The sequence below is a fragment of the Gracilibacillus oryzae genome (assembly GCF_009498735.1).
GTDB lineage: Bacteria > Bacillota > Bacilli > Bacillales > Amphibacillaceae > Gracilibacillus > Gracilibacillus oryzae.
Map to the genome: position 1 here is coordinate 1 of NZ_ML762425.1, position 12,218 is coordinate 12,218.

Annotated in this window: 10 protein-coding genes; 6 read left to right on the forward strand and 4 right to left on the reverse strand. The window is 37.7% G+C overall.

The features are described 5' to 3' along the window. Positions 1 to 250: 250 nt before the first annotated feature. Both nasC and nirB (F9U64_RS02725) read right to left on the reverse strand, forming a co-directional pair. Positions 251 to 2,389: an assimilatory nitrate reductase catalytic subunit NasC gene (nasC, locus tag F9U64_RS02720; RefSeq protein WP_153401448.1), complete on the reverse strand. Its 2,139-nt coding sequence runs from the start codon at positions 2,387 to 2,389 to the stop codon at positions 251 to 253. Between the two features lie 43 nt (positions 2,390 to 2,432). Beyond that, positions 2,433 to 4,754 (reverse strand): nitrite reductase large subunit NirB, encoded by a 2,322-nt coding sequence (gene nirB / locus F9U64_RS02725; protein ID WP_153401450.1) that lies wholly within the window; start codon positions 4,752 to 4,754, stop codon positions 2,433 to 2,435. 221 nt (positions 4,755 to 4,975) lie between these two features. On the opposite strand from nirB (F9U64_RS02725), the gene nirB (F9U64_RS02730) reads away from it, so the two are divergent. The 5 genes from nirB (F9U64_RS02730) to F9U64_RS02750 all read left to right on the forward strand — a co-directional run bounded on the left by nirB (F9U64_RS02730) (position 4,976) and on the right by F9U64_RS02750 (position 10,357). Beyond that, positions 4,976 to 7,375, forward strand: coding sequence for a nitrite reductase large subunit NirB (gene nirB, locus F9U64_RS02730; RefSeq protein WP_153401452.1), 2,400 nt, complete (start codon positions 4,976 to 4,978; stop codon positions 7,373 to 7,375). Between the two features lie 18 nt (positions 7,376 to 7,393). Further along, a complete protein-coding gene (gene nirD / locus F9U64_RS02735; protein WP_153401454.1) occupies positions 7,394 to 7,732 on the forward strand; it encodes a nitrite reductase small subunit NirD in 339 nt (112 codons plus the stop codon). Between the two features lie 72 nt (positions 7,733 to 7,804). Further along, positions 7,805 to 8,587, forward strand: coding sequence for a uroporphyrinogen-III C-methyltransferase (gene cobA / locus F9U64_RS02740; RefSeq protein WP_153401456.1), 783 nt, complete (start codon positions 7,805 to 7,807; stop codon positions 8,585 to 8,587). 11 nt (positions 8,588 to 8,598) lie between these two features. Continuing rightward, on the forward strand, positions 8,599 to 9,357 hold the full coding sequence (locus tag F9U64_RS02745) for a sirohydrochlorin chelatase (RefSeq protein ID WP_153401458.1): 759 nt from the start codon (positions 8,599 to 8,601) through the stop codon (positions 9,355 to 9,357). After that, entirely contained in the window at positions 9,341 to 10,357 is a 1,017-nt protein-coding gene (locus tag F9U64_RS02750; RefSeq protein WP_153401460.1) for an anthranilate phosphoribosyltransferase, read from the forward strand. The genes F9U64_RS02745 and F9U64_RS02750 overlap by 17 nt, the downstream gene beginning before the upstream one ends. A 21-nt stretch (positions 10,358 to 10,378) precedes the next feature. Here the strand turns inward: F9U64_RS02750 and F9U64_RS02755 are convergent, their stop codons facing one another. After that, the gene (locus F9U64_RS02755) at positions 10,379 to 10,990 is read right to left on the reverse strand and encodes an NAD(P)-binding protein (protein WP_153401462.1); all 612 of its coding nucleotides are present in this window, start codon (positions 10,988 to 10,990) and stop codon (positions 10,379 to 10,381) included. Positions 10,991 to 11,156: 166 nt separating this feature from the next. On the opposite strand from F9U64_RS02755, the gene F9U64_RS02760 reads away from it, so the two are divergent. Beyond that, a complete protein-coding gene (locus F9U64_RS02760) occupies positions 11,157 to 11,765 on the forward strand; it encodes an alpha/beta hydrolase (RefSeq protein ID WP_153401464.1) in 609 nt (202 codons plus the stop codon). Between the two features lie 210 nt (positions 11,766 to 11,975). Here the strand turns inward: F9U64_RS02760 and F9U64_RS22800 are convergent. Continuing rightward, on the reverse strand, positions 11,976 to 12,218 hold a 243-nt coding region (locus F9U64_RS22800; protein ID WP_228275572.1), incomplete at its 5' end, for a hypothetical protein.

Genomic DNA, 12,218 nt, shown 5'->3' on the forward strand with positions numbered 1-12,218 from the left:
CCACTTGGTGAAGCGGGTTTCTTCAACAAGTTAGCTGAAGCCGTCCCCACGGAAAGCGAAGCAATCGGACGTAGCGGAGTCATTGCACGCTCATAATTTCAACATTAACTTTTATTACTTACTGCACATAATCCCTATTATGTGTCATTTATTTTTTAAGCCGTTCGTCTTTTGGTGGAAAGTAATAGTTATGTCCCACCCTCATTATCTATGGAATTGCACACATCTATAATGACTGTCAGTTGAATAGTTAATAAGCAACAGGGCTAATTCTGGCTGCACTCATTTTGAAACCGGGCATTTTGCAGTGTGGGTCTAGACTGTCACCGACAAGTCGATTTACATTTTGATTTTCGGTCCAATGGAATGGTATAAATATAGTGTCCTTTCTTATTGTGTTTGAAAACTGACTGCGCACAATAATCCAGCCTTTTTCAGATGTGACTTTTACTAATTTATTTGCTTCTATTCCATATTTTTTTGCAGTTTCCGGATGGATTTCTATATATGCTTCTACATTTCTTGCAGCTAAAGATGAACTCTTTCTTGTTTGTTCTCCAGTTAAATAATGAGACATTACTCTTCCTGTTGTAAGATAGAGTGGATACCTTTCATTTATTTGGGGTTTGTTTTGCCCAGACTCTGTTTTCACTAATGCTAGTTTGGCTTTACCGTCTGGATGGGCAAATTGTTGTTCGAACAGCCGTTTTGTCCCTTGTGCTTCAGGTGTTGGACATGGCCATAATACACCATTTTCTTTACGTAAACGGTCATAAGTAATTCCATAATAATCTGCTTTTCCGCCACGACTAGCTAGCCGCAGTTCCTCAAAGATTTCTTCAGCAGATTGATAAGGGAAATACTGACCTTTGCCTAGCTTATTTGCCACTTCGCATAATATCTCCCAATCATGTTTCGCGTTACCTAGGACAGGAAAACTTGCCTCCCTTAACATTACACGACCTTCCACGTTTGTCATCGTTCCTTCATCTTCTAAATAAGAAGTAGTAGGTAAGACAATATCTGCTAACCGTGCTGTTTCGGACATATATAAGTCAACCACCACAAGGAAGGATAATTTTTCTAAAGCCTTTTTTACAAAGTTCGTATTTGGATTCGAAACAACCGGATTAGAGCACATGATGAACATACTTTTAATCTCATCTTTCTCAATCTGTTCAAACATTTCATAAGCAGAGACTCCTTTACCTGGAAGGTCTTTCTCCTTTATCCCCCATACTTCTGCGATATGCTTTCGGTCTGCAGGATTTTCGATGGAACGATATCCTGGCAGCTGATCTGCTTTCTGACCATGTTCTCTTGCACCTTGACCATTGCCTTGGCCCGTAATAGCTCCATATCCTGAGTTTTCTTTGCCGATTTTTCCTGTTGCAAGTAAGATATTTAAAAAAGCTCTAACTGTATCTGTGCCATTAATTTGTTGTTCGATCCCTCTTGCTGTAAAGATCATTCCAGAAGGTTCGCTGGCAAAAACAGTAGCTGCCTGATTTAGTTCTTCTAATGAGATTCCGGTTTCCGACACAATTTCATTGCTATCTAAAGAAAGCAAATAGGCTTTCACCTTATCAAAATCATGGGTTCTTTCTGTAATAAATTTCGTATCAATTAAATCTTTTTCAATCATTATCTTTAACAAACCATTTGCTAAGACAATATCTGAGCCTGGTTTTATTTTTAAATGCAGATCTGCAAGTTTCGTTGTACTTGTTTCTCTAGGATCAATTGCTATAATATATGATCCATTCTCTTTCGCTTTCTCAAAATAGGGGATGATCGTTGGCTGGCAATCTGCAATATTTGTTCCTGCTAATATCATGACACGGGTTTCGGGAATTTCATTAATCGTATTAGTAAATCCGCGGTCAAGCCCAAAAGTTATATTGGCTGCTGTAGCAGCAGAAGCCATGCACAATCTGCCATTATAATCAATATATTTCGTCTGCAAAGCAACTCTCGCAAACTTACCCAGCAGGTAAGCTTCTTCATTTGTAATAGATGCACTTCCGTATACAGAAAGGGCATTTTTTCCGTATTCTGATTGGAGCTGATTAAATTTTGTGGAGATCGTCTCTATCGCAGTCTCCCATGATACTGGTACAAATTCGTCATTTACTCTCATAAGCGGCTGTTTTAATCGTTCATGATGAAGAGCATGCTGATGAGCATTCATTCCCTTAATACAAAGTCTCCCCTGTGATGTTGGATTGTCTTTTCCGATGGTTTTGTATTGTTTTCTTGATACGATTTTCTGTTCAATTAACTGCATTTTACATTGCATACTGCAAAAGGGGCATTGTGTATCATACACCTTTTCTGCTTGTGCTTTTTGTTGTTTATCGCGGAAATATTTTAACATTAAATCTGTCATTAAAGAGTCATCCTTTCTTACAATCTGGCAAAGTTTAACTAGGCTAATAGAGATGATTTGCCATTTTCTTTTTTCTATTTGATTGATCTTCTATTAGTCTTGCTAAAAGTAAATTCTGCAATTCTTTGTTAAAGAGAACCTCGCGAATATGAATCATACCGACTCTGTTTGTCCAGTTTGCAATTGATTCCTTATAATTAGCTGATTGCCTGAAATATTGAATAAAAGAGAGCACAATCTTTCTTGCTTCGGCAAGGGTATTGGTAACAGTGAAAAGCTGGTAATCAAGACTTTCCGGGTCACTGATATGAATTTCCCAATCATTGTTTACTTCAGAAATCAATAGATCTGCAGAATGCTTTGACTGATTTGTTTCAGTGCAGTCGATTATCTTTATTTCAACTGGGTGAGGCATCATGAGATATTCTGTTTTTTCCTCAATAAACTGAGCGAGAGATAATGCTTTACCGGTAGAGTTTGCTTCAACGCTTTTTAACATGTTCTCTGTAAAAGAAAATAATTTCATATCTAAAGCGCTGCATACTGCTAAAAGATCCTGCTTGGGAATATCTTTCAGAGCAATTCGCCGATCCTGTAAAATTGCTGGTGGAAGGTGGAACTGAATAAGAACTTTACTGATTTTGTCTAATTGTTCTCCATCAATCTTCCCGCCATAAAGCTGAGGGATAATTGTATATAAGCCATTGGTTTGTCTTATTGCATTTATTTTTTCTTCAAAAAATATAAATGATTCATTGTGATCACTGTCAGGATATATCATTTCAAGATAATAATTTAATGCCGATTCACAGGTGGTGCAGCCTTTTTTATTGTGCCAGCCTAATTGATCACGAATTTGCTCTGTAGTTAATAAATTTTTTGTTTGAATTGTATGAACAACTTCATCTTCAGTTAAGTTTGTACAAGGACAAAAGGTTCGATCAGCTATCGATTCATGAAAGTGATCACTTCTTATATATGTTAATAACTCCTTAACCACTGGTTTACAACCACCGCACGAGCTGGATGCTTTCGTACAATGTTTGATTTCGTCAACTGTTTGTAAATCGTTTCGAATTACTTGTTCCACAATGTTATCTTTTGACACATTATTACAAGTACAAACATATTCATTGCCTCCAAGGCATGCTGCATAGGAATCTTGGATGTTTACAGGTTGCATTAAATGAATTTTCTCTTTATCGGAAAGGAATTTTGCTTTACTAATCATGTCTTTTAATCTTGGGCCTGAAGAAGTTTCGCCAAATAATACGGCACCAATTGCTTTATCATCTCTGAAAAGAATCTTTTTATAAGTAGAGGAGATTTCATCGAAGGCAGTTATTGATCTCATGTCTGATGTCTGGTGAATCTGCCCTACTGAAAATACATCAACACCTGAAACCTTTAATTGAGTAGACAGTATTGAGCCGCTATATGCCTCTGTTGGTTTCTCACATAAATGCTTTGCTAAGATCTCCCCTTGTTCATACAGAGGTTTTACTAAACCGTAGACTATTCCGTTATGCTCGGCACATTCCCCAACAGCATAAATATCTTGAATGTTCGTTTCCATTCGTTCATTTATAATGATGCCGCGGTTTGTTTTTATCCCGCTTTTTTTCGCTATTTCTATATTTGGCCTGATTCCGGCAGCCATTACAACAAGATCTGTATTAATAATACTTCCATCCTGAAAACAGATCCCTTCCACTCTGTTTTTGCCAAATATTTCGGCAGTTTCTTTTTCTAAAAGAAAGTTCATTCCTTGCTCTGTTAAAACTTCCTGAAGCATTGTTGCTGCTTGTTGATCCAGTTGGTTATTCATTAACCGGTCAGCTAAATGGATAACATCCACTGTCATTCCTAAATTCAGCAAGCCGCGTGCTGCCTCCAGCCCAAGAATACCTCCACCAATGACTGCTGCTTTTTTATATGTTTTTGAAGTTGCCATCATTTTCTTGCAATCATCAATTGTCCGAAAAGCCATTACACCTTCTTTATCAGCACCAGGGACAGGGAGAATAAACGGCACAGATCCTGTCGCAATAATTAATTTATCATAAGAAACTTGCCGTTTTGATGTACCTACTGCTTTCACTTTGGAATCAATATACTCAACTGGTTCACCAGGATATAATTTTATTTGATTCTTTTCATACCATTCCCAGTCATTTAATGTAATATCATCAAATGACGTGGTACCTTGCAGTACAGAAGAAAGCATAATTCTGCTGTAATTTGTATATGGTTCGGATCCGAATACGGTTATCTGATAAAGGTCAGGATCTTCATGTAAAATATGTTCAATACATTTTAATCCAGCCATTCCGTTTCCTATTAAGACAAGCTCCTTTTTCTCCATCAGGTTGTACCTCCTATGATTACTCCTGCTTTCTTTTTATAAAAAGCGTATCACCATCATTTATTTACTGTCTTAATCTTTGTAAGAATTTATTACACAATATTTTTGACAGATGTTGCTAAAAAACTATGTTAGGAAAGTTGACAATTGTTTGGAAAGTGATTTTTTAAAGGGGTATGCTTAATACATGTTAAATTTCCAAACAAACTGGGGGACTAGACATGGAAAAGAAAAAACTAGTGTTAATAGGTAATGGGATGGCAGGTATTCGAACAATAGAAGAAATATTAAAGTTGTTACCAGAGCAGTTTGACATAACGGTATTTGGAAAAGAACCTTATCCAAACTATAATCGAATTCAATTATCTAAAGTATTGCAAGGTGATACAGAGATAAGTGATATTACACTAAATGAATGGGAATGGTATGAAGAGAATAATGTTCGCTTGTATCCAGGTGAAACGGTGACGAAAATTGATAAGGATAATCAAATCGTTTTTACTGATAAAGGAAAAGAAACATCGTATGATTATTTAATCATTGCAACAGGCTCCAATCCATTTATGCTGCCACTGCCGGGAGCAGACAAAGAAGGGGTGACAGCATTCCGGGATATAGAAGATTGCGAGAAAATGATTCATGCATCCAAAAATTACAAAAGGGCTGCCGTTATTGGTGGAGGATTACTAGGTTTGGAGGCAGCCAGAGGGCTGTTGAATTTAGGGATGGAAGTAGATGTTATTCACCTTTCTGATTTCTTAATGGAACGTCAATTAGACCAGCCTGCAGGTAAATTACTGCAAAAAGAACTGGAGTCACAAGGAATGAATTTTCTGCTTGAGAAGCAAACAGCAGAAATTCTGGGGAAAAAGCGTGTAACAGGATTACGATTTAATGATGGTGGCAAAATACCAGCAGATTTAGTTGTAATGGCAGTTGGAATTAAACCTAACATCCAATTAGCCCAAGAAACAGGCCTCGAAATCAACAGAGGAATCGTAGTTAATGATCATATGGAAACAAGTATCCCGAATATTTATGCGGTCGGGGAATGTGCCGAACATAACGGAATGGTCTATGGCTTAGTTGCCCCACTGTATGAACAAGGTCAGGCATTAGCAAAACATATTTGTGGTATGAACCATCAAGGTTATAAAGGCTCTGTATTATCAACCCAGCTAAAAGTATCTGGTGTGAATGTATTCTCAACAGGGTTGATAAATGAAACAGATCAGACTAAGTCTATTAAAGTATTCGATGAATGGAGAAATACGTATAAAAAAATACTGGTTCAAGATGATAAATTAGCAGGCGCTGTATTGTTTGGTGATACGAAAGAGGGCACAAAGCTGTTAAGTTTAATTAAAAAAGGTGCAAAAGTGGAAGATTATCTGGAAAGCAGCCAAGCACAGGATGATGATGAGAGTATTGTAGTATCAATGAGTGATGATGAAGTAATTTGTGGCTGTAATGGTGTTACCAAAGGGACGATCGTGAACGCGATCAAGACACAAGGTTTATCGTCTGTAGAAGAAGTAAAAGGCTGTACAAATGCCTCACGTTCTTGCGGAACATGTAAGTCTCTTGTTTCTGACCTGCTGACACATACATTAGGCGATGAATATGAAGCAAATGAAAAAGAATCAATATGTGCCTGTACAGACTTGTCCAGAGATGAAGTGATTGCCGAAATTAAAGAAAAGCATCTGACTCATTCAAGAGAAGTAATGAACGTACTTGGCTGGAAAACGGAAGAAGGATGCTCAAAATGCAGGCCTGCCTTAAACTACTATTTAGGAATGGTGTATCCAAAAGAGCATGAAGATGAGCGTGAATCAAGATTTGTTAATGAAAGATTACATGCCAATATCCAGAAAGATGGTACGTATTCGGTAGTTCCCAGGATGTATGGCGGAGTTACAAATGCAGATGATTTAAGAACAATTGCAGATGTGGCAGATAAATACAAAGTAGGCATGATTAAATTGACCGGCGGGCAGCGGATTGACCTGCTAGGCGTCAAAAAAGAAGACTTGCCACTTGTATGGAAAGATTTAGGGATGCCATCAGGCTATGCCTATGGGAAAACACTTCGTACAGTAAAAACATGTGTCGGTGCAGAGTTCTGCCGCTTTGGTACACAAGATTCTACAGGGATGGGAATCAAATTAGAGAAGAAGTTTGAAGGACTGAATACACCTCATAAAGTAAAGATGGGTGTGTCAGCATGTCCGCGTAACTGTGCAGAAGGCGGGATAAAAGACGTAGGTGTGATTGGATTAGATGGTGTATGGGAAGTATATGTTGGCGGAAATGGCGGGACTGATTTACGTAAAGCTGATCTGTTTGCAAAAGTAAAAACAGAGGAAGAGGTTTTAGAATATACAGCAGCTTTCCTACAATATTACCGGGAGAATGCTAGATATTTAGAAAGAACTTCTCATTTTGTTGAAAGAGTTGGATTAGAACCAATTCAAGAAATGGTTTTTAATGATGAGATGAGACAGGAATTATGCCAGAGAATGGATGAAGCTTTGTCTGTTTATAGAGAACCTTGGAATGAAGTAATTGAAAGTGAAACAACTTTACGAGATTTATATGAGAAAGTAAATGCAAAATAATGGATGGGGGATTTTGCGATGGAACAGACAGTAAAAAAAGTTTTTGTCGGAAATTACAGTGAACTGCCGGAACGTTTAGGAAAGACAGTAATTCTGCAAGATAAAGAGATTGCCATTTTCAAGCTGGCGAGCGGAGATGTTCGCGCTATTGAAAATCGCTGTCCGCACCGCGGCGGTGTTTTAGCTGAAGGGATGGTCAGTGGGGAACATGTTTTTTGTCCATTGCATGATTGGAAGATTAATATAACGGACGGTTTAGTGCAAGCACCTGATGAAGGGTGTGTCCAAACATTTGAGGTAGTGAAGGAAGAAGAACAAGTATTTGTGTTAGTTCCGAACGAAGTGACACAATCGTAATTAATTGAGGAAAGTGCAGCTAGGGCGCACTTTCCTCTGCTATTTATATCTCAAATACAGGGGGTAAAAAAGATGGGAATGGTCTATTTAGTTGGTGCTGGACCTGGTGATGCTGAATTAATTACAGTAAAAGCACTAAAGTGTATTCAAAAAGCAGATGTTATCTTATATGATCGGTTAGTAAATCAGGAATTATTAAAAGAAGCAAAGGTTGGAGCAGATCTGATTTACTGCGGCAAGTTACCAAAAATGCATGTAATGAAACAGGAATCCATCAATCAAATGCTTACCAAATATGCAAAGAAAGGGAAAACTGTGGTAAGATTAAAAGGAGGCGACCCGTTTGTTTTTGGTCGGGGTGCTGAGGAAGCAGAAGCGTTAGCAAAACAGGGAATTACTTATGAAGTGGTGCCAGGGATTACTTCAGGGATTGCAGCGCCAGCTTATGCTGATATCCCGATAACTCACAGGGAAGTGGGCCGGTCTTTTGCTGTTATTACAGGACATTGCAAAAATGGTCAGCCTGATGAAATTAATTGGCAGGGACTTGCTGATTCTGTAGATACATTAGCTATATATATGGGAATGAGCAACCTTTCGTTTATTACAGAAAAACTGATTCAAGCAGGCAAAAAGAGGTCAACGCCTGTTGCCATTATCCAGGAAGGCACAACAAAGCAGCAGAAAGCAGTAACAGGAACGCTTGCTACCATTGGTACATTGGTGCAGCAAGAAAAAATAAAAAATCCTGCCATGATTATTGTGGGGGAAGTTGTCAGTATCGGGGAAAACTTACAACGTTTAAAAAACATGCACTGGCAACAAAATTATCATGAGGTTATAGAAGCGTATTAGGAGTGATTAGAGTGGAAGCTGTAATTTATATATGTCATGGGAGCAGAGTAAAAGAATCGAAAACAGAATCTTTTGAATTGATTGATAAAGTAAAGCGAAAAGTGGATGTCCCAATCCAAGAGGCTTGCTTTCTGGAACTGCAGGAACCAGATATACCTCAAACAATAAACAAAGTGGTGGAACAAGGTGCGACGAAAATTACGATTCTCCCTGTTTTATTATTGACAGCAGGCCATGCGAAAGCAGACATTCCTGAAATAATAAATAAAAAAGTTATGAAATATCCCGAGATTGATTTCCATTATGGCAGACCAATTGATGTTGATGGTAAAATGATTGAAGCTGTTAAAGATCACATTCAAAATGTAACAGAGCATGTTGAAAATTATGACATTGTATTTGTAGGAAGAGGTAGCAGTGACCCTCAGGCTCTGGAAGATACTGAAACTATTGTAAGCATGTTAAGAAAAGAATACCCAAGTAACTTGATTGAGAAATGTTTCTTGGCAGCAAGTCAACCAAAGTTTGAGCCTTTTTTAGCTGAAAAAATTAATGAACAGAAAAAATCCGTACTAATTGTACCATACTTATTATTTACAGGGTTATTAATAAAAGGGATTAAACAATATATCGATCAATTTTCCTTAGAAACAGGTCAGGAGATCTTACTTTCTGAATATTTGGGCCATCATGAGAACATCGTTACTGTCTTAAAAGAACGTGTGGAAGAAGCCAGGGAGGAGTCGAAGTTCATTGCAACAGTGGATTAAAGAAGTAGCCAGAGGACAAAAAGGTGCGAAAGATTTAAGTTATGAAGATACGCTAGCAGTTGCTGACAGTATCTTCTCCAAATCAGCAACTGACGCACAGATTGCTGCATATTTAGTTGGTGAACGAATTAAAACAGAATCTGCAGGTGAACTGCTGGCTTTTATTAGAAAATTACAGGAGTATTCTAGTCACGTATTTATAAATGAAGAGAAGCGGTCGAAAATGATAGATTTCGCCGGTCCGTATAATGGTCGTAATTCATTTGCTGCAACTATTCCGGTTTCCATTATGTTAGCAGAGCATGGAATTCCAGTCTATTTAGCAGCAAGTGATACGTTGCCTCCAAAATATGGAACATCTATCAAAGAGACTATGAGGGAACTTGGTTATTCGGAAGAGAAAAGTAACCAGATTTTTTATATTGATCCGGAAGATTATTGTGAACCATTAAAACAATTAAGAAAGATCAGGGAAGAAATCGGGATTCGTACACTTTTTAATACTGCCGAAAAATTAATGAATCTCGGTGGTGCGAAAAGCATTATGTTAGGTGCCTTTCACCGCACAGCAATAAATAAATTAAATGATGTATTTCATCATTTGAACTATGATCATGTCTATATTGTGCAAGGTTTGGAGGGTTCGGAAGATGTACCTGTTCATCGTAATAGTTTTGTGTTCCACTGGACAAAGGAAGATTTAAAGTCATTTACTGTAAAACCAGCTGACTACGGCTTGCAATGTAAAGATTTTGATAAAAATCAAAAGCTTTCAGCAGTAGAGCAAGCAAAGATTACTAGATCAATTTTGTCAGGTGAACAATTGGAGCACTACACTTATTATTATAATCAGGTTGTTATGAATGCAGGTCTACGCTATTACTTATTTGGGGTTGCAGAATCAGTTGAAGATGGGATTATGTTAGCAAAGAAACAATTAGAAAGCGGGACAATGATCGACTCTGTTGATAAGTGGTATAACAAAGTGGAGCAATCATAAGGGCAAATGTGGAGATGTCTTTCACATTTGCTCCTTTAATTTTACAAGAAAATCAGCTTGTTGCTCAGCATCGAAGATAGGGTTTTCAACAAGGGAACTTAAAATTTCCTGCTTTTGCTCTTTTTGCAGCCAGGACTGTTTTACTAATTTTCTTACATTAAATAAAAACTCCACATAGTTTGCATAATCCTCTGGATAGGATTGATCTAGTTCATTTTTAATTTTTTTAGCTAAAATTGGACTCGCAGCACCGGTGGATATAGCAATCTGCAATTTGCCGCGTTCCAATGTCAGAGGAAAATCAATCTGGCCTTTTTCAGCAGCGTGAGTGGCATTAATCCAGGTATGATCTGGTGCACTGTTTAGCACCATTTGGTTGATCACAGGATCGTTTGTCGCAATTATAATCATGTCCTTTTTTAATAGATCTGTTGGCATGACTTTTTGATTTAACCAGGTAACATGGGAGGCTTCTGTCAATGCTTTCATACCATCCGTAATGGCAGGACTAATGATTGTTATGGTTTTACACTTGTTATATATTCTTCGGGCACGTCTTTCTGCGACAGTACCACCACCAATAATCAGAATATTTTTGTTTGATAAATCGACCATCAGAGGTATTTTATTCATTGGTCATACTCCTAACTGCAAACAAGACTCTTTTCCCATATTTTATTATGGAAAAACTATCAAGGCAAGCTTATTGACAGGGATAGCAACGTTTTTTAAACTAATAGATAGACGAACCGGTATTATTTATTTTGAAATTGAGATATTTATGGGGAAGGATGATTGGATGAAGCATATTTTTAAAAAAGGGAAAAGTTTAAATGGGCCAACATTGTTATTGTTGCATGGAACTGGAGGAACAGAACAAGATTTACTAGGATTGGCGGGACTCATTGATTCAAATGCAAATATATTAAGTGTAAGGGGAAATGTTTCGGAAAATGGAATGCCGCGTTTCTTCAAACGTTTGGCAGAAGGTGTCTTTGATGAAGAAGATCTTATCTTAAGAACAAAGGAACTGTATGAATTTTTGGACGAAACTGCGGAAGAATACGGGTTTGATCGCAACTATGTTATTGCGGTTGGTTATTCAAATGGGGCGAATATTGCCGGCAGTTTACTGTTCCACTATCAGGATACTTTAAATGCGGCTATTCTGCACCACCCGATGGTTCCTCGCCGCGGCATTGATTTACCGGATTTGGCTGGAGTAAAAGTGTTTATCACTGCAGGTATTAATGATCCGCTTTGTACGGAAGAAGAATCTAGAGATCTAGAACAAATTCTTTCAGAAAATGGTGCTGCTGTCCAGACACATTGGGAAAATAATGGACACCAATTAACAAGAACAGAAGTAGAAGCAGCGAGCGAATGGTACAAACAAAATATAATATAATGAAGAGGTTGGGACAAAAACTCTATTACACTAACAAAAACTCGAAGATAACTCTGTTCGGGTTTTTGTTCATAGAAAAAACTGGTTTGTATTCCGCTTCGTCAAAATACTTTGGTTTCATCACGAACTTAAGTGCGTAAAGCACCATAAGCTTTCATAGTGTCTTTTACCGCAGGCATGACTTTCGCTTTCTTAGAAATGAAAAAACCGCTATCCTGCGAGATCTTCTGCTCGCGAGACCACTAAAAAAAGTATGAAAGATCTAAAAAGAAAATATGTTGTTATTCCAAAGAAGAGATTTCCTCTAATAATTAGGAGTTCTCTTCTTTTTTCATTTTTTTGAAGGTTACTACAAATAGAAAACAAAAGAACAGGGGATTTGTCGATATCCAATGAGACAGAAGAAAATAAGGACTCAAGGAATTCGAGAGCCATCTCAATGCCATGACGCGG